Consider the following 22730-nt stretch of genomic DNA (forward strand, 5'->3'; position numbering starts at 1 on the left):
GAAGTTCGAAAGATGCAGCTTACTGAACTTTCCATAAAAAGTCAAAACCCTTTTGTGCGAGACTATATAGATGGAAAAAAGGATGTCGGGCCGTTTTTTGATTACGGCTTAAACAGAGAAGATTGGGAAGTCCGGTTGTGCGATCTTTCCTCCCGGACATATGACCGCGGCGCCTTAGCCGACTACTTGCTCAATTACCACAGCAAATTTCAGTCAAAAAAGATGAACGGGGCAATCGAGCGTCTGCGCGATCCCGCCAGTGTCGCCGTTGTCGGGGGGCAGCAGGCGGGCCTTTTAACAGGACCTCTTTACACCATACATAAAATTATATCGATCCTCGTGTTTGCGAAACAAAAAGAACAAGAGCTGAATGTACCTGTCGTGCCTGTTTTTTGGGTGGCGGGGGAAGATCACGACTTGGAAGAGATCAATCACCTCTATATTTCAGACAGCGGAAAAGTGAAAAAACACAAGCTCACACAGCCTCATTGGAAGAAAAGCCAGGCGGCTAAAACGGAGCTTGATGCCGGCAAAGCCGAACAATGGCTGAACGGGGTATTCGCTTCTTTTGAGGAGACCGAATACACAAACGGCCTTCTCTCCAAATTGAAGCGATGTATGCGGCAGTCTTCATCCTTTGCCGATTTTTTTGAGTACATCGTTGCCGATCTGTTCCAGCATGACGGGCTCGTCCTCCTGAATTCGGGAGATCCTGAACTAAGGTCTCTTGAAGTCCGTTTTTTTCAGGAGTTGCTGAAAAATAATGATGAGCTGGCAGAGGCCGTAAAGCATCAGCAGGCGCTCATGAAAGAAATGGGCTACTCCCCGATCATTGAAGGGGCGGCGCAGCATGCGAATATATTTTATGAACATGACGGGGAGCGGTTTTTGATCGAGAAAAAGGGTGAAGCCTTTGTCGTGAAGGAGCTTGATCTCGAGTGGACGAAGCCTGAGCTGTATGATCTGATCGGCGAACAGCCGGAAGCCTTCAGCAATAATGTCGTGACAAGGCCATTAATGCAGGAATTTCTTCTTCCGACATTGGCGTTTATCGCAGGACCCGGAGAAATCAACTATTGGGGAGAGCTGAAATCGGCTTTCCAGGTGATGGGCTTTAAAATGCCGCCTGTTGTCCCGAGGCTGTCAATCACGATTTTAGAACGGCATATTGAAAAGAAGCTGGCAGAGCGCGGCGTTGAACTGAGGGAATCGATCGAAAAGGGAGCTGCCGCCAAAAAAGAAGAGTTTTTCGACAGCAGGGTTCCGGCGGATTTCGCCGATGCTGTAAAACAGGCGAAAGAACAAATTGACAGCATTCATTCCGCCGTCCGGTCAGAAGCGCTCGAAATTGACCGCAGCCTTGAGCCGCTTTTAAAGAAAAATGCCGGCTTTATTCAGGATCAGCTTTCATTTCTGGAAAGGGCGGTCATCAGGAAAATCGAAGAAAGAGAAAACAACATTCTGCGCGATTTTGACAAAATTCAAACGAGCATCAGGCCGTTGGGCGCTCCTCAGGAGAGAATTTGGAATATCATGTATTATTTGAACAAATACGGCCCTGATTTCTTGGAAAACTACAAAAAATTACCATATTCATTTCAAAATATGCATCAAGTTGTCAAACTTTGAAATAATTTTTTAAAAAACCTTGACTAGTTCAGGGTTTTTTTTTGTTCTAAAACAGTGTAAAATGAATTTGTGGAGAGAAGTGGTGGATAGTGGTGAGTTAAGGATGGAAGGTGGGGGCCGAGATCATGTTTATGGGTGAATACCAGCATACGATTGATTCCAAAGGCCGCATGATCGTTCCGGCAAAATTCAGAGAAGGCCTCGGCGACCAGTTTGTACTGACGAGAGGGCTTGATCAATGCCTGTTTGGCTATCCCATGTCCGAATGGAAGCTCATCGAAGAAAAACTGAAGGCTCTTCCTCTCACAAAGAAAGATGCACGCGCTTTTACCCGCTTTTTTTTCTCCGGAGCCACCGAATGCGAGCTGGACAAGCAGGGCAGAATCAACATTGCATCGCCGCTGTTAAGCTACGCAAAGCTTGAAAAGGAATGCGTGGTCATCGGAGTTTCAAATCGAATTGAATTGTGGAGCAAAGAGATTTGGGAACAATATGTAGAAGAGCAGGAAGATTCGTTTGCCGAAATTGCTGAAAACATGATCGGCTTTGATATATAATGAATCTTTGCGCGAGACAGCGTTTCTGCAATCAGTTCATTTGAAGAAAAGGTGGGACTTTTAAAAACATGTTTCAGCATAAAACAGTACTATTAAAAGAAACAGTTGATGGTTTAAACGTAAAAGCTGACGGTACATATGTAGACTGTACATTAGGCGGTGCGGGCCACAGCGCATATTTGCTTTCACAGCTGTCAAAGGACGGCAGATTAATCGCTTTTGACCAGGACGAAACCGCACTCCGCCACGCAAAGGAAAAACTGGCGGGTTATGAAGGACAAGTAACGTTCATAAAAAGTAATTTTCGGTATTTAAAAGACCGTCTAAACGAAATCGGCATTTTCCAGGTGGACGGTGTTTTATTTGATTTAGGCGTCTCATCTCCTCAGCTGGACACGCCCGAAAGGGGATTCAGCTACCATCATGATGCTCCGCTTGATATGCGGATGGACCAATCGGCGGGTCTCTCGGCCAAAGAGGTCGTCAATGAGTGGCGCTATGAGGATCTGGTGAAGATTTTCTTCAAATACGGCGAAGAAAAGTTCAGCAAACAGATTGCCAGGAAAATTGAAGAGGCAAGAGGGAAATCGGCTATTCAAACGACAGGGCAGCTTGTCGATATCATAAAAGAAGCAATTCCCGCGCCTGCAAGACGAAGCGGCGGCCATCCAGCCAAACGGATTTTTCAGGCGATTCGGATTGCGGTAAATGACGAGCTGAAAGTATTTGAAGAAGCGCTTTTACAGGCGGTCGATGTGGTAAAGCCGGGCGGTAGGGTCTCGGTCATCACATTCCACTCGCTGGAAGACCGGATCTGTAAAACGACGTTCAAAGAATTGTCTTCACTTCCTGAACTGCCTCATGGATTGCCGGTGATCCCCAAGGAGTTTGAACCGAAATTAAAATTGGTGAATAAAAAACCGATCACTCCTTCAAAAGAGGAGCTTGAAAACAATAACCGCGCGCGGTCAGCGAAGCTGCGCATCGCGGAAAAAGCACGAGAATAAGCTGTACGAATAAAAAGGAGGTCATCAGTCTATGAGCAATTTAGCTTATCAAGCGGAAAAACAGCAAAGACAGACACAGCAAAGTCCGGAAAAATCCGTTGTCATCCGGAGAAGGGCATCGATTACATTGGGGGAAAAGGTACTGATCGTCCTGTTCGCCCTGGCTGTTCTCGGCGGTTCGCTCTTTATGATTTCAAGAGCTTTCGCCGCATATCAGACCAATATTGAAATTCAAAAACTCGAAAAAAAGGTTGAAACGGAAGGCAATAGAGTTGATGACCTCAAAAAGACGGCAGATGAGCTGAAGGAACCTGAACGGATCATGGATACCGCACGGAAAAAAGGGCTTAATTTAACGAATAAAAAAGTGAAAACCATACAGGAATGATGCATAATGCCGAAAAAGAATAAATTCATGAACAGAGGAGCGGCAATACTCAGTATTTGTTTTGCCCTCTTTTTCTTTGTCATTTTAGGAAGATTCGCCTTTATTCAAGCGACAGGCAAAGTAAACGGCGAAGTCCTTGCCGTCAAGGCGAAGGAGCAGTATGAAAAAAAACGGACGATCGAAGCGCACAGAGGATCGATTCTTGACCAAAACGGGAAGGTTCTGGCAGAAGACACCTCGACTTACAAGGTTGTCGCGATTCTGGATAAAAATATGACCGTCGATAAGAAACACCCGCAGCACGTCGTCAATAAAGAAGAGACGGCCAAAAAACTCGCGCCGATTCTTGGCATGGACGAGGGGGAAATGCTTGACATTCTCAATAAAAAAGGGTTTCAGGTCGAGTTTGGTGCGGCCGGACGCGATATTTCGTACAGCCAAAAAGAAAAAATCGAAAAGCTCAACCTCCCGGGCATCGCCTTTATCCGCGATACAAAACGGTATTATCCGAACGGAATCTTCGCCTCAAACCTGATCGGCTATTCGCAGATCAACGAAAAAACGAAGGAAATGCAAGGCATGATGGGCCTTGAAAAAACGTTGAACAGCTATTTGAAAGAAACGGATGGATACATGTCATATGACACCGACAGGACGGGGTGGCGGCTGCCAAACAGCGGGGAGAAGGTGAAAGCGCCCGATAACGGCGACAATGTATATTTGACGATCGACCAGAAGATTCAAGCCTTTTTGGAAGACAGCATGACGACGGTTCAAAAGGAGTATCAGCCGAAAAAAATCATGGCGGCGGTCGTCGATCCGAAAACGGGCAAAGTGCTTGCCATGGGGCAAAGACCGAGCTTTGATCCGAATAAGCGCGATGTCACCAACTATTACAATGACCTGATCTCCTACAGCTTTGAGCCGGGTTCAACGATGAAAATCTTCACCCTGGCGGCCGCGATCGAAGAAGGCGTCTACAACGGCGGAGAATCTTACAAGTCTGGGACATACTCGGTTTCCAAAAAAGATAAACCGATTAAAGACCACAACAACGGCAACGGCTGGGGGCCGATCACATTTAATGAAGGTGTTGAACGCTCCTCAAACGTCGCCTTTGCCATCCTAGCCAATGAGAAGCTTGGAACAGACCGCTTTAACCAGTATTTAAGAAAGTTCCACTTCTATGATAAAACAGGCATTGACTTGCCTGGGGAAGCATCGAGTAAAATCAATTTCGAATATCAGCGCGACAAAGTATCAACCGCGTACGGACAGGCATCGGCCGTTACCCCGATCCAGCAGCTTCAGGCCGCCACGGCGGTTGCCAACAACGGAAAGATGATGAAGCCGTATGTAATCGATCATGTCGTCGATCCGGACAGCAATAAAACGGTCTTACAAAACAAACCAAAAAAAGTCGGCCAGCCGATTTCTGCAAAAACGGCAAAAGAAGTGCGCGACCTGCTTGGAAACGTCGTCACTTCCAAAAAAGGAACGGGACGGCCGTATCAAATCGAAGGATTCGATGTCGCCGGAAAAACGGGAACGGCGCAAATTGCCGGTCCTGACGGCAAGTATTTAACCGGCCGGGAAAACTATGTGTTCTCCTTCATGGGAATGGCGCCGAAGAACGACCCCGAGCTTTTGGTCTATGTCGCTGTCCAGCAGCCGAAGCTGAAGGATACAGAAACAGGGTCTGAACCTGTGTCAAAGATCTTCAATCCAGTCATGAAAAACAGTCTTCACTATTTAAATATTACGCCGTCCAGCAGCAAGAAGGACGACGGAAAAGAGCAGGACGAGCAAATGACAATGCCTGATATGACAGACAAACGCACAGAGTCTGCGGTGAAAGAGGCAAAAGAAGAAGGCCTCGATCCGGTCACGATCGGCGACGGAATGGCCGTGAAAGACCAGTATCCGAAAGCAGGCGAAGCCGTGCTGCCGAATGAGCGGGTCTTTCTGAAGACAGACGGAAACATTGCGATGCCAGATATGACAGGCTGGTCGAAGCGCGATGTCCTCCGATTCGGTTCGATGGCGGGCATTCACATTGAAACGAACGGAGAGGGCTATGTGACAAGCCAAAGCGTAAAGAAAGGCAAGAAGGTAAAAACCAATACGGTGATAAAAGTCAAATTGAAAAACTCTTAAAACAGATCGGAAGGCTGTCGGCAAAAGTCGATGGCCTTCTATATTGCCTTGCGCCTCTGATGCTTGCCCGAAATTAGAGATTACACGGCCGTTCTATCAAACAGCTCCGGGGCATAAACTGAAACAAGCCCATATAAGGAGTGAACGGTCTCTTGCGCGTTTCTAATGTGACAGTCAGAAAACGTTTATTATTCGTTCTGGTTTTTGGCGTGGTCATCTTTTTGATTATCGATACAAGACTCGGATATGTCCAGTTTGTGCTGGGGGATAAGCTGACGTCCCTGGCAAAGGACTCGTGGAGCCGGAACCTTCCCTTTGAACCGGAAAGAGGGGAGATTCTTGACCGAAATGGGGTCAAGCTTGCGACGAATCAAAGCGCGCCGTCGGTTTTGGTCGTTCCGAAGCAGGTCGAAAACCCCATCAAAACGAGCAAGCTGTTGGCCAATGTTTTAAATATGTCGGAAGAAAAAGCCTACAAACACGTCACGAAAAAAACATCGATTGAAAGAATCAATCCGGAGGGACGGAAAATTTCCCATGAGAAAGCAAAAGAAGTCAGGGATTTGAATTTAAAAGGCGTCTATATCGCGGAGGACAGCATTCGCCACTATCCGTTCGGCAGCTATCTGTCCCATGTCCTGGGCTTTGCGGGGATTGACAACCAGGGTCTTCTTGGACTTGAAGCTTTTTATGATAAGGAGCTGAAAGGCGAAAAAGGCTATGTGAAGTTTTACTCTGATGCAAAGGGAAAGCGGATGCCGGGGGAAGCCGATGACTATACCCCTCCGAAAGACGGCCTTGATATGAAGCTGACGATCGATACAAAGGTGCAGACGATCATGGAGCGGGAGTTTGATATCGCGGAAGCCAAGTACAATCCGGACGGGATGGTCGGCGTGGCGATGAACCCGAAGAACGGAGAGATTCTGGCGATGGTGAGCAGGCCTGATTTTGATCCGGCTAACTATAAATCAATCGATCCCAAAATCTATAACCGTAATTTGCCTGTATGGAGCACATACGAGCCCGGATCGACATTCAAGATTATTACGCTTGCGGCGGCTTTGGAAGAACAGAAAGTCAATCTGCAAAAAGACCATTTCTATGATAAAGGGTCAGTTGAGGTCGACGGAGCCCGGCTGAAATGCTGGAAGCGGGGCGGACACGGCTCACAGTCTTTTCTGGAAGTCGTCCAAAATTCCTGCAACCCCGGCTTTGTCGAGCTCGGCCAGCGGCTCGGCAAGGAAAAGCTGTTCAGCTATATTAAAGATTTCGGATTTGGCAAAAAAACCGGAATCGACCTTCAGGGAGAAGGAACAGGCATTTTATTCCCGCTTGACCGCGTGGGCCCTGTTGAACAGGCGACAACCGCATTCGGACAGGGGGTATCGGTCACGCCGATTCAACAGGTGGCGGCCGTCTCGGCAGCGGTGAATGGAGGAACCTTGTACACGCCTTATATCGCCAAAGAATGGATCGATCCGGTCACAAAACAAACCGTCAAACAACAGACGCCGTTGCCTAAAAAGAAAGTGATTTCTGAAGAAACATCCAAGCAAATCCGCTATGCGCTTGAGAGCGTCGTCGCCCAAGGGACGGGGCGGAACGCGTATGTCGACGGCTATCGTGTAGGCGGAAAAACGGGGACGGCGCAAAAAGTAAAGGACGGAAAATACTTAAAAAACAACCATATCGTTTCATTTATCGGCACGGCGCCTTCTGACGATCCAAGCATCGTCGTTTACGTCGCCGTCGATAACCCGAAAGGGACGATTCAATTCGGGGGGACTGTAGCGGCTCCGATCGTCGGCAATATTATGAGAGACAGCCTCCCGCAGCTCGGGATTGAAAAGCGGAAAAATCAAATCGAACGCAAATACCAGTGGCTGGACAAAAAATTGGTGGAAGTCCCGAACCTTATAGGGCTGTCTGTGACAGAGCTTGAGCCTTTGCTCATCAACCTCAACCTGAAAGCATCGGGAGAAGGGGACGTCGTCGTTCAGCAATCTCCAAAACCGGGTGAGAAGGTAAAAGAAGGTTCAACGATCCGCATATATCTAGACGATCAAGACTGATATGATGATAGGCGAAAACGGCAGCCGGCTCTCAACCGGTTGCCCGTTTTTCCTATATTAAAAAATATATAGATTTTGCAGGATTAGCTGGATGTCTCCTCTTTTTTACGCTAAAATATGAACTGTATGCCTGCATGAAGTCCGTGCAGCAACGAACCGAAATCACAGGATACTGATTTAGAACGAATAGAACTCGAGAGGTTTGATACGATGAAATTGACAAAGCTTCTTACATATTTAAAAAACGAACCTTCCTATAACGGCCAAGAAGACCCTGACATTACTTCAATTGAGATGGACTCCAGGGAAGTCAAAACAGGGAGTCTTTTTGTTTGTATAAAAGGATACACGGTCGACGGGCACGAATATGCCCGGCAGGCTGCTGAGAGAGGAGCGGCGGCGATCGTGGCCGAAAGGGAAGTCGACGCGGATGTTCCCGTAATCATCGTCCGCCATACGAAGAGAGCGCTTGCTGTTTTATCTGATGCCTTTTACGGCCAGCCGACCAAGCAGCTCAAGCTTGTCGGCATCACCGGTACAAACGGGAAAACATCGACGTCCCACATGGCCGAAGAGATTTTCAGAAAAGCGGGAAGCCGGACGGGCCTGATCGGCACGATGTATATGAAAATCAATAATGAGATATTTGACGTGAAAAATACGACGCCTGAAAGCGTCACTCTTCAAAAAACATTCAAAAAAATGGTTGACCAAAACGTGGATACAGCCATCATGGAAGTTTCTTCACACGCTCTTCATATGGGCCGGGTACACGGCTGTGATTACGATATCGCCGCGTTTACCAATCTGACGCAGGATCACCTCGACTATCATCAGACAATGGAAGAGTATAAGCATGCGAAAAGCCTTCTTTTCTCCCAGCTCGGCGGTGCTTTTAACCACGAAAATCCGAAGTGGGCCGTTTTAAATGCCGATGACCCCGCTTCCGAATATTTTGCCCAGGTGACGTCAGCCCATCTGCTGACATACGGAATTTCCAACTCCGCCGATATTATGGCGAAACATATCGAGATGGCTCCGAAAGGGACAACCTTTGATCTTGTGACGCCAAAGGGAACGGAACGGGTGACGATTCCGCTCGTCGGCCGGTTTAATGTATATAACGTGCTGACAGCGGCGGCGATCGGCTTTGCCGCAGACATACCGTTTGACGTGATTGTCGAAGCGATTAAAGGACTGCAAGGCGTCAGGGGAAGATTTGAGCTGGTTGATGCCGGACAGGATTTTCCGGTGATCGTCGACTACGCCCACACACCGGACAGCCTTGAAAATGTCCTGAACACGTGCAGAGGCCTGACAGAAGGAAAACTGTTTGTCGTCGTCGGCTGCGGGGGCGACCGCGATAAGACTAAGCGCCCGAAAATGGCGAAGATCGCCGCCGAATTGGCGGATGAACCGATCTTTACGGCCGATAATCCGAGAAGCGAGGACCCGCTCGCCATTCTGCATGACATGGAAGAAGGCGTAAAAGGGTCGTATTACCACAGCATCGTCAATCGCGAACAGGCGATCTTTTTCGCCATCGCCAACGCCAAAAAAGGCGATGTCGTCCTCATCGCCGGAAAGGGCCATGAAACCTATCAGCAGATCGGCGGACAAACCTTTGATTTTGATGATGCCGAAGTGGCGAGAAGAGCCATTCTTGAATTGAAATAAACTGAAAAAGAAATAGAGGAAAGAGTTGTTAAAGTGATGGATGCGTTCAAAATAAATCAACATATGAGAAAAAACAGTGAATATGATAAATGCGTATGCTGCTTCTTAAACATGCGGGAAGGAGATGAGAACCATGCTTGAACAAGTCATATTGTTTACCATCTTATTGGGCTTTTTAATCAGCGTTCTTTTATCTCCGATATTCATCCCGTTTTTAAGAAGGCTGAAATTCGGCCAAAGCATCCGTGAGGAAGGGCCGAAGTCCCACCAAAAAAAATCGGGCACACCGACAATGGGCGGTGTGATGATCATTTTATCGATTATCGTCACAACGGTCGTAATGACATTCAAATTTTCCGAAGCCAGCATGAATATGTTTCTGCTGCTGTTTGTTACGGTTGGATACGGTCTGCTCGGCTTTTTGGATGATTATATAAAGGTTGTCATGAAGCGGAACCTTGGTCTTACATCAAAGCAGAAGCTGATCGGACAAATTGTCATTGCTGTCGTGTTTTACGCGGTCTACTATGCACAGGGATTGCCGACTTACATCCGGATTCCGGGCACTGACATTTCGTTTGATTTCGGCTGGGCTTATCTGATCCTTGTCATCTTCATGCTTGTCGGAGGCTCAAACGCCGTCAATCTGACAGACGGGCTTGACGGGCTTTTGTCGGGTACTGCTGCGATTGCGTTTGGAGCATTTGCGATTTTGGCCTGGAACCAGTCGCAATACGATGTCGCGATTTTCTCGGTTGCCGTTGTCGGCGCTGTTTTGGGATTCCTTGTATTTAACGCCCATCCCGCTAAGGTCTTTATGGGAGATACAGGCTCTCTTGCCCTCGGCGGCGCGATCGTGACGATTGCGATTTTAACAAAACTGGAGATCCTGCTGGTCATCATCGGCGGCGTATTCGTCATTGAAACCCTGTCTGTCATTTTGCAGGTGATCTCTTTTAAAACGACAGGAAAAAGAATTTTTAAAATGAGCCCGCTTCATCACCATTATGAGCTTGTGGGCTGGTCGGAGTGGAGAGTTGTCGTTACATTTTGGACAGCGGGTCTTCTGCTTGCCGTCTTAGGAATTTACATCGAGGTGTGGTTATAAGTGGATACTCAAGATCGATTACAAAATCAAAACGTCCTTGTATTAGGACTGGCAAAAAGCGGATATGCGGCTGCTTCGATCCTGCATGAAAAAGGCGTTCACGTCGTGGTGAACGATCAAAAGCCTTTTGAAGAAAACGAGCCGGCGCAAATTCTCGCCGGAAAAGGGGTTGAAATCATCTGCGGCTCCCACCCGACAGAGCTGTTCGACCTCCATTCCATCGACATTCTGATCAAAAATCCGGGTATCCGCTATGAAAATGTGATGGTCGAAGAAGCGCTGAAAAGGAACATCCCCGTCTGGACTGAGGTAGAGCTTGCCTACCATCTGACAGATGCGCCGTTTATCGGCATTACGGGCTCCAACGGCAAGACGACAACAACAACGCTTGTTTATGAAATGCTGAAAGCCGATTCAAAAAAAGCGCTGGTTGCGGGAAATATCGGAACGGCGGCAAGCGAAGTGGCCAACCTGGCGAAAGGGGATGAATGGATCGTCACAGAGCTTTCATCCTTTCAGCTGATGGGGACCTATCGGTTCAGGCCCAAAATCGGGTTATTATTAAACGTATTTGACGCCCATCTTGATTATCACCATTCGCGTGAGAATTACGAGCTTGCCAAGCAGCAAATATACCGAAATCAAGCGGAAACAGACGTTGCCGTTGTCAATTTGGATGATGAGACCGTCGTCCGGCTCGCCGAGTGTTCAAAAGCGGAAAAGGTCTGCTTCTCTGTCCGCCAGGTGCTGGAGCGCGGAGCCTGCGTCAAAGACGGCATGATCATGTTCAATGATCAGCAGGTGATGCCGCTGAAAGACGTCGTGCTGCCTGGCGAGCATAATCTGGAAAATATATTGGCCGCGCTTTGCATCGTCAAGACGGCGGGAGTTTCTGATCAAGCCGTCCGCCAGGTGCTGACGACCTTTACAGGGGTCAAGCACAGAATGCAATATGTGGCGACGATCAAAAACAGATTGTTTTATAATGACAGCAAAGCGACAAACATCCTGGCGACAAAAAAGGCGCTCTCTTCCTTTCAAAAGCCGGTGATCCTGCTCGCCGGGGGGCTTGACCGCGGAAATGAATTCGATGAATTAAAGCCGCATATGTCCTTTGTCAAAGCGATCATCACATTTGGCGAAACAGCTCCGAAGTTCGAGAAGCTCGCTGAAGAAATGGGAATACAACAGGTGAAACATGTCGATAATGTTGAACAAGCAGCATTTGCGGCGTTCAGCCTGTCAGATGAAGGAGATGTCATTCTTCTGTCACCGGCATGCGCAAGCTGGGATCAGTACAAAACATTTGAAGAACGTGGTGACATGTTTGTAAACGCCGTGCATATGCTTAAATAAGGGGCTTGTCTTCAACGGTCTTAGCCCCAAAGAAATGAAGCTTGGGGTGTTCGGCTTTGCAAACGAAAAAAACGTCACCGGATTTTTTACTGGTTATCATTACGTTATTATTGTTAACAATCGGGCTCATCATGGTATACAGCGCCAGTGCGGTATGGGCGACATACAAATATGACGATTCCTTTTTCTTTGCCAAACGGCAGCTGTTGTTTGCCGGCATCGGGGTCATCGCCATGTTTTTCATCATGAACGTCGACTATTGGACATGGAGGACTTGGGCGAAGGTGCTGATCATCGTCTGTTTCTTCCTGCTTGTCATCGTTCTGATTCCGGGAATCGGCATGGAACGGAACGGATCGCGGAGCTGGATCGGCGTCGGCGCATTCAGCATCCAGCCGTCCGAATTCATGAAGCTTGCGATGATCGCATTTTTAGCCAAGTTTCTATCTGAAAGGCAGAAAAACATCACATCGTTCAGGAAGGGCTTTGTGCCGGCGCTCGGCATCGTCTTTTCCGCTTTTTTCATCATCATGATGCAGCCGGACCTTGGGACAGGAACGGTTATGGTCGGCACATGCATCATTATGATCTTTGTGGCCGGGGCGAGAATTTCGCATTTTGTGTTTCTCGGCCTGATCGGCCTCAGCGGATTTGCCGCTCTTGTCCTGTCGGCTCCGTACCGGATTAAAAGGATCACCTCTTACTTAAATCCTTGGGAAGATCCTTTAGGGAGCGGCTTTCAAATCATTCAGTCGCTTTATGCGGTCGGTCCAGGGGGACTTTTTGGCCTCGGACTCGGCCAAAGCAGACAAAAATTCTTTTATCTTCCTGAGCCGCAGACGGACTTTATTTTTGCTATTCTTTCGGAAGAACTCGGATTTATCGGAGGATCGCTGATTTTATTGCTCTTCAGCATTCTTTTATGGAGAGGCATCAGAATCGCATTGGGCGCGCCTGATTTATACGGCAGCTTTGTCGCTGTCGGCGTCATCTCCATGATCGCGATTCAGGTGATGATCAATATTGGAGTTGTGACCGGATTGATTCCTGTGACAGGCATTACCCTGCCGTTCTTGAGCTACGGGGGATCGTCACTCACCCTGATGCTGATGGCGGTCGGTGTTCTGCTGAATGTCAGCAGATATTCTAGATACTAGTCAAAATCGTTTTGCCGGATAACCCTGTGCCTAAAGCAGGGTTATCGTCATGTACATAAGAAATAAGGGGGAAGACAGATGCGGATCGTTGTAAGCGGAGGCGGTACGGGCGGACACATTTATCCCGCCCTTGCATTCATAAAAGAAGTCAAACAGCATCATCCTGACGTGGAATTTTTATATATCGGAACAGAAAAGGGCCTGGAGAAAAATATCGTCGAGCGGGAAAACATCCCGTTTAAAGCGATTGAAATCACGGGCTTTAAAAGAAAGCTTTCATTTGAAAACGTCAAAACCGTAATGCGCTTTTTAAAAGGTGTCAGAGAGTGCAAGAAAGAATTAAAGCGATTTAAGCCTGATGCGGTGATCGGAACGGGCGGCTATGTATGCGGACCTGTTGTGTATGCCGCTTCAAAATTGGGAATTCCGACGATCATTCACGAGCAGAACAGCCTGCCGGGGCTCACCAATAAATTTTTATCCAAATATGTTGATAAGGTAGCGATTTGCTTTGAAGAAGCGAAAGCTCATTTTCCTGCAGAAAAAGTTGTATTCACAGGAAACCCGAGAGCGTCTGAAGTCGTCTCTATAAAAGGGGCCAGGTCACTGACGTCTTTCGGGCTTCAGGAGGACAAAAAAACGGTTCTCATTTTCGGAGGAAGCCGCGGCGCCGCTCCGATTAACAAAGCTGTCATCGAGATGCAGCGGGAGCTGAAGACGCGGGATTATCAGGTTCTTTATGTTACCGGGGAAGTTCACTATGATAAAGTAATAGAAGAGCTGAAAAAAGTGGGCGCGGCTGAAAATATGTCCGTTCAGCCGTTTTTGCATCAAATGCCGGAGTATTTACAGGCGCTTGATGTCATCGTGGCGCGGGCCGGTGCGACGACAATAGCGGAAATCACCGCGCTCGGCATTCCGAGCGTCCTGATTCCGAGCCCGTATGTCACGGCCAACCATCAGGAAGTAAACGCAAAATCGCTCGGCGACCGGAACGCCGCCGTCGTTTTAAAAGAATCAGAGCTTAATGGAGAGCGCCTTATTCAGGCGATCGATCATATTTTACAAGACGGCAACACATTAAAAGAGATGAGCGAACGCACAAAATCCCTCGGTGTTCCAGACGCGGCCCAGCGTTTGTATGAAGTATTAAAAGAGCTGAAACAGCAAGCGAAATAATGACAGAGATTTTGGAGGTTTTCCATGGATAAGGTAATACAAGAATTAAAAGAGCTGCAAGTTGGCAAAGTTCTGGAAAAAGAACCGCTCGCAAACCATACGACGATTAAAATCGGAGGTCCTGCCGATGTTTTGGTTGTTCCGAAAGACATTCAGGCGGTTCGGGATACGATGAAAGTCGTGAAAAAGCATGGCGTCAAATGGACGGCCATCGGCAGAGGTTCAAACCTGCTTGTTCTTGATAAAGGTATAAGGGGCGTCGTCATCAAACTCGGAGCAGGACTTGATCATATGGAAATCGATGGCGAGCAAGTGACGGTCGGCGGGGGTTACTCTGTTGTACGGCTGTCTACAGGCATCAGCAAAAAAGGGCTGTCAGGCCTTGAATTTGCTTCAGGCATACCGGGATCTGTCGGCGGAGCCGTTTATATGAATGCCGGCGCCCACGGATCAGACATCAGCCGGGTTTTGGTCAAAGCGCTGATTCTCTTTGAAGACGGAACAACAGAATGGCTGACGAACGAAGAAATGGAGTTTAGCTATCGTACGTCTGTCCTGCAAAATAAACGGCCGGGGATTTGCCTCGAAGCGGTTCTGAAGCTTGAACAAAAAGAGCGTGATGCGATCGTCGCACAAATGCAAAAAAACAAAGACTACCGGAAAGAAACACAGCCCGTCTCAAACCCTTGTGCGGGAAGCATTTTCAGAAACCCTCTGCCTGAGCATGCCGGACGGCTCGTTGAACAGGCGGGGCTGAAAGGCCACCAGATCGGAGGGGCAAAGGTTTCCGAAATGCATGGAAACTTCATCGTCAATGCTGGCGGGGCGACCGCAAAAGATGTTCTTGATTTGATTGCGTACATCCAAAAAACGATTAAAGAAAAATATGATATCGATATGCACACAGAGGTTGAAATCATCGGAGAAAAACGATAAACACCCTCTGAAACAAGCCAGCCTTATGATATAATGAACAAAAACAAACGGCATCCTCAGTATGTCGTTTGTTTCACTAACGGAAGTTTTTCTGTTTGCAGCTGACATCGTGTCCCATTTGGAGACGCGCGTCTTTTTTTCGAACTAAAATAGAGCAAATAAAAGTTTTTTGTCTGCTTGATTGAACCTGAGGTGAGCCCAACGTGAAACCCGGTATTGATAAGGAAAAAGTAGTAAATATAGAAGAGCGGATTCCGAAAATCAAAGAACAGAGAAAGCAAAAGGCAAACCGCCGGCTGATCACTTTCATCCTGCTTTTTTTTACGATGATGCTGATCATCATCTACCTTCAGACGCCGATCAGCAAGGTGTCGAATGTCGAGATTAAAGGTAACCGGAACGTTCCGGCAGAAGACATCATTTCCCTGTCCCAAATTTATAAAGGACAGACGGAATACTGGAGCCTCAATAAAGAAAAAACGGCAAAAAAGATTGAGAAAAATAAATTAGTCAAAAAAGCCGAAGTTTCCAAGAAACTGCCCAACAAAATTGAAATCTCCATCGAAGAATATAAAAGTATTGCGTTTTTACAAAAAGACCATGTGTATTATTCCGTGCTTGAAAATGGGACGGTTCTTCCCGAAGAAGTGACCCCGAATGACAAAGGGCCGATATTAAATGACTGGCCGGAAAACGAAAAGCTCATTCAAATGGCCAAACAGCTGAACAAACTCCCTGACTCCGTAAAGAAATCGATTTCTGAGATCAACTACGCGCCTCAAAAATCAAACCCTTGGCTTATCAGGCTGTATATGAATGACGGCTATATGGTAACGGCTTCGATCAAGACATTTGCGAAAAACATGGAGAACTATCCCGCCATTGTCAAGGAGCTTCCCAAAGGAGAAAAAGGCATCATCCATTTGGAAGTCGCGGCATACTTTGAATCTTTGAAAAAAAAGTCCGAAGACCATAAAAAGGAAGAGGAACGTTGAAGAGGCATACAGTCAACCTCTCTCTGGCCATGCTCGTTCTCGGCTTTCTTTTGGCTTTTTCATACCAATTCGCAAAAGAAAACAGAGACCGCGTGGAAACCGCGGAGGAGTGGAAAAAGGAATATTCCCTGCGCGACAGGCTGATTAAAGAGGAAAAGCAAAACAAAGCGCTGGAAAAAGATTTATTTAAGAAACAGCAGGAAGTTCGGAAAACGGAAGCATCGCTCAAAAACGAAAAACAGGAATATTACAATATTCTTGAAGATGTTGAGAGATACAGGATGTATGTCGGCGAAATCGGCGTTCAGGGCGAAGGCATTGAAGTCACGCTGAAAGATTCCTCATATGTGCCTGAAGGGGAGAATGTAAACAATTATATCGTTCACGAAAGCCACATTTTCCGCCTGCTGAATGAGCTCTGGATCTCCGGCGCAGCCGCGGTATCGATCAACGGACAACGCGTAACGCATCATTCCTATATCTCCTGCAACGGACCGGTCATCACGGTTGACGGAACTCAGCATCCGGCTCCGTTTGTCATTTCAGCGATCGGGGAAGCGGACGTGCTTTTGCCGGCGCTGAACATAGCGGGCGGCCTGATTGACCAGCTGACCCGGGACCATGTGTCAGTCAGCATTGAGAAACAAGATAAAATCGAGATGGAGCCTCTTTTAAAACAAGGGGAATGAAAGGTGAAAAGTTGGTGGGCGGATCTTGAAAAAACAGTATCGTTTCATTGGTTTAAGCGCTCTGATGCTCATATTCGGGCTTATGCTGTCCGTGCAGTTTAATTCCCTGAAAGAGCCCGAGGTCCGCGATACGAGGGACATATGGCAGATTCGCGAAGATTTAAAAAAGGAACAGAAAAAGCAGCTTGAACTGATCAGCGAGATCGATAAATATGAAAAAATGCTCGGCACATACAGCCGCGAAGAAGGCCATTCACAGACAAAAGCGCTGAATGAAACGCTTCAGCATTTAAAAAAACAGGCCGGTTTTACTGATGTCACCGGCAGCGGCATCACGATTACGATTTCCCGGCTGTTTTCTGATGAATTAGCGGGAGAGTCCCTTCAAAACCCGCCTCCTGATCTTTTGAAAAAACTGATCAATGAATTAAACATGTACGAAGCAGAGGACATTTCCATCAACGACAGGAGAGTCGTGAATACGACCGTGATCAGGGACATTAACGGAACGACGAAAATAGACGGTTATCCATTGGACAACTACCCGATAACAGTAAAAGTCATCGGGAAAGACGCCGATAAACTATATAGCCGAATGAATGCTTCAACCCTTCAAGATCTGTTTGCGGGAGAGAATCTGGATTTGCAAATTAAAAAGCCTGAAAAACGTATCAAAATCAAAGCTTATGAAGGTTCAATGCAAGTCAAACCATTGAAACCGCTTGAAAAATCAAAAGGAGAGAATTCCTAATGTGGCTTCCGGTTTTAGGTCTTTTGCTTGGAATTGCCATCGGGTTCACCACGAACTTTACAATTCCGGAAGAGTACTCTAATTATTTGTCCTTAGCCATTCTCGCATCACTTGATACGCTGATCGGAGGAATAAGGGCTCATTTAGAAAGTATATACGATGAACTAGTTTTTGTGACAGGCTTTTTCTTCAATATTCTTCTCGCGATAAGTTTGGCTTTTCTGGGCGTTCATCTTGGTGTAGACTTGTACTTAGTCGGTATGTTTGCATTTGGCGTCAGGCTGTTTCAAAACATAGCCGTCATCAGAAGAATACTGCTCGCCAAATGGACGGCATCAAGAAGAAAAAATAAAAAAAATCAGATTTAAAAGAGGATATACATAGGATATAACGAATATTCACAGTAATCCTAAAACTAAAAAGCAGAGTGTTGGTTCGTTATGTATTGTTACACACTTGTAAAACCAGATTCATTGTATTGTTGTTCGGCAAATAATAGAATAGAATTGACTGAAATGTGAGGAGGTGCCATAGAATGAACAACAATGAACTTTACGTCAGTCTAGACATCGGTACGTCCAATATAAAAGTGATCGTCGGTGAAATGTCGGACGAGTCGCTTAACATTATCGGAGTCGGAAATGTTCCCTCAGAGGGGCTGAAAAAAGGATCAATCGTTGATATAGATGAAACGGTTCATTCTATAAAAAAAGCGTTTGAACAAGCAGAAAGAATGATAGGTTTTCCGCTGAGACATGCCATTGTCGGCGTGAACGGAAACTATATCAATATTCAAGATACGAACGGTGTTGTGGCGGTTTCAAGCGAAAACAAGGAAATCCACGTCGAAGATGTGCGCCGGGTCATGGAGGCGGCCCAAGTCGTGTCCATCCCTCCTGAACAGCTGATCGTCGATGTGATTCCGAGGCAGTTTATCGTTGACGGAAGAGGCGATATAACAGATCCGAAAAAGATGCTCGGTGTCCGCCTTGAAGTTGAAGGATCGCTGATTACCGGTTCAAAAACGATTCTACATAACCTGCTCCGCTGTGTAGAACGGGCGGGAATTGAAATTATGGATATATGCCTGCAGCCGTTGGCTGCCGGATCTGTCGCATTATCAAAAGATGAAAAGAACCTCGGGGTGGCGTTAATCGATATCGGCGGAGGATCGACAACTGTCGCCGTCTTTGAAAACGGCCATCTTCTTGCGACCCGCGTCGTTCCCTTGGGAGGCGAAAACATTACCAAGGACCTATCGATCGGCCTCCGCACCTCCACTGATGAGGCTGAACGGGTGAAAAAACAGTTTGGACATGCTTTCTATGAAGAAGCGTCAGAAGAGGAAGCATTCGAGGTCGCCGTGATCGGGACGGACCAAAAACAAACGTTCACTCAGCGGGAAGTGGCTGACATTATCGAAGCCAGGCTCGAGGAAATCTTCTTGTTTGTGGCAGAGGAACTGCGGAACATGGGAATTAAAGAATTGCCGGGAGGATTTGTACTCACGGGCGGACAGGCGGGGATGCCGGGTGTCCTCAGTCTCGCACAGGATGTTCTTCAAAATAACGTCAGAGTGGCTAGCCCGAACTATATCGGTGTAAGGGAACCCCAATACATGACAGGGGTCGGACTCATTCAGTTCGCATACCGAAACGCAAAAATCCAAGGCAGAAAAGTAGGTTTTAAAATGCCGGCGGAAGCGGTTCAGGAAGTCGCGGCTTCCCATCAAAAAGAAGTGCAGCAGCGTCCGAAACCAAAATCAAAGCAGCAGCAGGCCCAAGCTGAGAAAAAGCCGAGCAAAATGAAAAAAATATTTAACTTCTTTTGGGAATAGAGATTAGTCATTCGACGGATTAGGAGGATTTAGCATGTTAGAGTTTGAAACAAATATAGACGGCTTAGCATCGATTAAAGTAATAGGAGTAGGTGGCGGCGGAAACAATGCTGTCAATCGGATGATAGAAAATGACGTACAGGGAGTCGAGTTTATCGCGGTCAACACGGATGCTCAAGCCCTTAACCTATCCAAAGCAGAAACGAAAATGCAGATCGGCGCGAAGCTGACGCGGGGCCTTGGAGCGGGAGCCAACCCGGAAGTCGGCAAAAAAGCCGCAGAGGAAAGCAAAGAACAGATTGAAGAGGCGTTAAAAGGCGCAGACATGGTGTTCGTTACGGCTGGAATGGGCGGCGGAACAGGCACAGGAGCTGCCCCGGTCATCGCACAGATTGCAAAAGAATTAGGCGCGCTCACTGTCGGCGTCGTGACAAGACCGTTTACTTTTGAAGGCAGAAAAAGACAGCTTCAAGCTGCGGGCGGCATTACAGCGATGAAAGAAGCCGTCGACACCCTGATCGTCATTCCGAATGACAGACTTCTTGAGATCGTTGACAAAAATACGCCGATGCTTGAAGCGTTCCGTGAAGCGGACAACGTCCTGCGCCAAGGTGTACAGGGTATTTCAGACTTGATTGCGACACCTGGATTGATCAACCTTGACTTTGCCGATGTGAAAACCATCATGTCAAACAAAGGTTCAGCATTGATGGGAATCGGTGTTGCCACAGGTGAAAACCGCGCTGCCGAAGCCGCTAAAAAAGCTATCTCAAGTCCGTTACTTGAAACAGCGATTGACGGTGCACAAGGTGTTCTTATGAACATTACGGGCGGATCAAACTTAAGTTTGTATGAAGTTCAGGAAGCAGCTGATATTGTAGCCGCCGCATCAGATCAAGATGTAAACATGATTTTCGGATCAATCATTAATGAGAATCTAAAAGATGAAATTGTTGTTACCTTAATTGCGACCGGCTTTATTGAACAGGAACAAGATGCCGCAAAGCCGCAAAGCAGACCTTTAAATCAAGGCTTAAAACAGCATCACAGCGTTCCGAAGCGGGAACCGAAGCGCGAAGAACAACAGCCAAGCATGCCTCACCGCAGCCCATCACAGCCTGCAGAGGATACGCTGGACATCCCGACATTCTTGAGAAACCGCAATAAACGATAAGAATAAGAAAGGCTGCTGATTTTAATCGGCGGCCTTTTCATGTGTTGCACATCAGGCAACCGTTCGATAAACGGGCCGCGCCTTCCCATCCTCCTGATCCACCGCACGACAGACTAGCTTCTTCGTTCACTCTTTTGTCCCGGAGGACATCTTTTTGTCGTCATCCCCATCAGCACACCGAACTATTTTTAAACATGCGTATATGTAAAAAGTATGAATTTACATGTCAATTCTACAAAAATGACAAAAGTCGACAAAATCTATAGGTTTTTTCTTTTACATTATACATATCTTCTTTTTTCTACACATAGAAATGCAAGAAGCTGCAAAAGCGACTCGTTTCGCGATTCACAAAAGGAGGATGTCATTTGAAGAAAAAACCCATTTACCGCACATTCGTGTATGCAGCAGTGATCGGTGCGCTTTTGGTCCCAGGTGCTGCCCAAGCCAACAGTGGCACAGCCGGAAAAAGCGCGAAAGTGCAAGCGAAAATATCAAGCTCTCTTTACAAAAGCTTTGGCAAAAATGAAAAGGTCACATTTTTGATTAAAATGAAAGACCAGGCCAATGCGCAGCAAACAGCAAATGTGACTGAGAAAAATGCCAAGGCGAGCATCATGACGAAAAAAAGGGTCAAACAGCTGAAACGTTCAGCGGTTCTGACTTCTTTAAAGACAAAAGCTGAACGAACGCAAAAAGACTTGAAAACGTATTTGGAAAAAGAAGAGAAAAAAGGCACGGCAAAGCAAGTGGAATCATTTTATATCGTCAACGGGATGGCGGTGACGGCAACAAAAGAAGTGATGGAAAAAATAGCGGCGTTTCCAGAAGTGGAAAAGGTGCTGCCAAATCAAACGATCAAATTGAGCGAAACAGAAAAAGCCTCAATCGAAACGTCGAAAAAAGCATCAGCTTCTGAGGCTGCCGCCAACATCCGCCAAGTGCGTGCACAGGATGTCTGGAAGAAAAAATATAAAGGCAAAGGAACGGTCGTCGCATCGATTGACACAGGGGTTGAATGGGATCATCCGGCATTAAAGAAAAAATACCGCGGATATAATCCATCAAAGCCGAACAGCCCGAACAACGAATATAACTGGTTTGACGCCACAAGCAATAAAAAAACGCCGTATGACGATCTCGGGCACGGCACACATGTGACCGGAACGATGGTCGGCTCTGAATCAGGCGGGAAAAATCAGATCGGTGTTGCCCCAACTGCGAAATGGATCGCTGTTAAAGCTTTTGGAGAGGATGGCGGAAGTGAAAAAGACCTTTTGGAAGCGGGCGAGTGGATTTTGGCGCCGAAAGATGCAAAAGGCAAACCGCATCCGGAAAAAGCGCCTGATGTCGTCAATAACTCCTGGGCAGGCGAACGCGGGCTTAATGAATGGTACCGCGACATGGTGAAAGCGTGGCGCGCGGCCGATATTTTCCCTGCATTCGCGGCAGGCAATGTAAGTGAATTCGAGCCGGGCGGACCGGGATCAGTAGAAAATCCTTCAAACTATCCCGAATCTTTTGCGATTGGCGCTGTTGACAGCACGAACGCTTTAGCCGATTTTTCATTGCAAGGCCCTTCACCATACGATGAGATCAAACCGGATATTTCCGCGCCTGGCGCGAGCATCCGTTCTGCCTATCCTGGGCACAGATACGCTGCGATGGACGGCACGTCAATGGCAACTCCGCATGTTTCGGGCATTGTGGCATTAATGAGGGAAGCCAATCCGAATATCACAGTTGATGAAATAGAACGCATTTTGATAAAAACGGCAAAGCCTTTGACAGACAAAACGTTTGACAGTTCACCAAACAACGGGTATGGATACGGATTGGTCGATGCACTGAAAGCCTTCAACGAGGCAAAAAAATAAAGGAATCTTAGAAAGGCAAAACCTTTAAGCGGTTTTGTCTTTTTTTAACGGATTTTAAACAAATCCTTGACAAATAACGACAAAAAAATAAACCAATATTTACTATATTAAAGAGAACACCACTGTCAGACAAAACAATCAAAAGAAAGGAGGGCCGTCTGCCATATCACATTCAACCTGA

General features: G+C 47.0%; 19 protein-coding genes. All 19 read left to right on the forward strand.

The window, feature by feature from the left end:
* The first annotated feature begins 12 nt into the window (after positions 1–12).
* The 19 genes from bshC to R5H20_RS08770 all read left to right on the forward strand — a co-directional run bounded on the left by bshC (position 13) and on the right by R5H20_RS08770 (position 22549).
* The gene (gene bshC, locus R5H20_RS08680) at positions 13–1629 is read left to right on the forward strand and encodes a bacillithiol biosynthesis cysteine-adding enzyme BshC (protein ID WP_006638283.1); all 1617 of its coding nucleotides are present in this window, start codon (positions 13–15) and stop codon (positions 1627–1629) included.
* A gap of 125 nt (positions 1630–1754) precedes the next feature.
* Entirely contained in the window at positions 1755–2186 is a 432-nt protein-coding gene (mraZ, locus tag R5H20_RS08685) for a division/cell wall cluster transcriptional repressor MraZ (RefSeq protein ID WP_006638282.1), read from the forward strand.
* A gap of 68 nt (positions 2187–2254) precedes the next feature.
* Entirely contained in the window at positions 2255–3193 is a 939-nt protein-coding gene (gene rsmH, locus R5H20_RS08690; RefSeq protein WP_006638281.1) for a 16S rRNA (cytosine(1402)-N(4))-methyltransferase RsmH, read from the forward strand.
* A gap of 31 nt (positions 3194–3224) precedes the next feature.
* On the forward strand, positions 3225–3581 hold the full coding sequence (ftsL, locus tag R5H20_RS08695) for a cell division protein FtsL (RefSeq protein ID WP_006638280.1): 357 nt from the start codon (positions 3225–3227) through the stop codon (positions 3579–3581).
* Between the two features lie 6 nt (positions 3582–3587).
* The gene (locus R5H20_RS08700) at positions 3588–5738 is read left to right on the forward strand and encodes a penicillin-binding protein (protein WP_006638279.1); all 2151 of its coding nucleotides are present in this window, start codon (positions 3588–3590) and stop codon (positions 5736–5738) included.
* 152 nt (positions 5739–5890) lie between these two features.
* Positions 5891–7813, forward strand: a complete 1923-nt coding sequence (locus tag R5H20_RS08705) for a stage V sporulation protein D (RefSeq protein ID WP_006638278.1) — start codon at positions 5891–5893, stop codon at positions 7811–7813.
* A 210-nt stretch (positions 7814–8023) separates the two neighbouring features.
* Positions 8024–9490 (forward strand): UDP-N-acetylmuramoyl-L-alanyl-D-glutamate--2,6-diaminopimelate ligase, encoded by a 1467-nt coding sequence (locus tag R5H20_RS08710; protein ID WP_006638277.1) that lies wholly within the window; start codon positions 8024–8026, stop codon positions 9488–9490.
* A 133-nt stretch (positions 9491–9623) separates the two neighbouring features.
* Positions 9624–10598, forward strand: coding sequence for a phospho-N-acetylmuramoyl-pentapeptide-transferase (mraY, locus tag R5H20_RS08715; RefSeq protein WP_006638276.1), 975 nt, complete (start codon positions 9624–9626; stop codon positions 10596–10598).
* A complete protein-coding gene (murD, locus tag R5H20_RS08720) occupies positions 10599–11954 on the forward strand; it encodes a UDP-N-acetylmuramoyl-L-alanine--D-glutamate ligase (protein ID WP_006638275.1) in 1356 nt (451 codons plus the stop codon).
* Positions 11955–12010: 56 nt separating this feature from the next.
* Positions 12011–13111, forward strand: a complete 1101-nt coding sequence (spoVE, locus tag R5H20_RS08725) for a stage V sporulation protein E (RefSeq protein ID WP_006638274.1) — start codon at positions 12011–12013, stop codon at positions 13109–13111.
* Between the two features lie 78 nt (positions 13112–13189).
* A complete protein-coding gene (gene murG, locus R5H20_RS08730) occupies positions 13190–14290 on the forward strand; it encodes an undecaprenyldiphospho-muramoylpentapeptide beta-N-acetylglucosaminyltransferase (RefSeq protein WP_006638273.1) in 1101 nt (366 codons plus the stop codon).
* 24 nt (positions 14291–14314) lie between these two features.
* Positions 14315–15226 (forward strand): UDP-N-acetylmuramate dehydrogenase, encoded by a 912-nt coding sequence (gene murB, locus R5H20_RS08735; protein WP_006638272.1) that lies wholly within the window; start codon positions 14315–14317, stop codon positions 15224–15226.
* A gap of 203 nt (positions 15227–15429) precedes the next feature.
* A complete protein-coding gene (locus tag R5H20_RS08740) occupies positions 15430–16221 on the forward strand; it encodes a cell division protein FtsQ/DivIB (RefSeq protein WP_006638271.1) in 792 nt (263 codons plus the stop codon).
* Between the two features lie 29 nt (positions 16222–16250).
* On the forward strand, positions 16251–16910 hold the full coding sequence (locus R5H20_RS08745) for a DUF881 domain-containing protein (protein WP_373870199.1): 660 nt from the start codon (positions 16251–16253) through the stop codon (positions 16908–16910).
* A 25-nt stretch (positions 16911–16935) separates the two neighbouring features.
* Positions 16936–17661 (forward strand): DUF881 domain-containing protein, encoded by a 726-nt coding sequence (locus R5H20_RS08750; protein ID WP_006638269.1) that lies wholly within the window; start codon positions 16936–16938, stop codon positions 17659–17661.
* Positions 17661–18029 carry a small basic family protein gene (locus R5H20_RS08755; protein ID WP_006638268.1) on the forward strand — a complete coding sequence of 123 codons (369 nt, stop codon included), beginning with the start codon at positions 17661–17663 and terminating at the stop codon, positions 18027–18029. Before R5H20_RS08750 ends, R5H20_RS08755 begins: the two co-directional genes overlap by 1 nt.
* 167 nt (positions 18030–18196) lie before the next feature.
* On the forward strand, positions 18197–19498 hold the full coding sequence (gene ftsA, locus R5H20_RS08760; RefSeq protein WP_006638267.1) for a cell division protein FtsA: 1302 nt from the start codon (positions 18197–18199) through the stop codon (positions 19496–19498).
* A 34-nt stretch (positions 19499–19532) separates the two neighbouring features.
* Entirely contained in the window at positions 19533–20672 is a 1140-nt protein-coding gene (ftsZ, locus tag R5H20_RS08765; protein WP_006638266.1) for a cell division protein FtsZ, read from the forward strand.
* A 368-nt stretch (positions 20673–21040) separates the two neighbouring features.
* Entirely contained in the window at positions 21041–22549 is a 1509-nt protein-coding gene (locus R5H20_RS08770) for a S8 family serine peptidase (protein ID WP_006638265.1), read from the forward strand.
* Positions 22550–22730 lie beyond the last annotated feature (181 nt).

Source organism: Bacillus sp. KICET-3 (assembly GCF_033261025.1).
GTDB lineage: Bacteria > Bacillota > Bacilli > Bacillales > Bacillaceae > Bacillus > Bacillus sonorensis.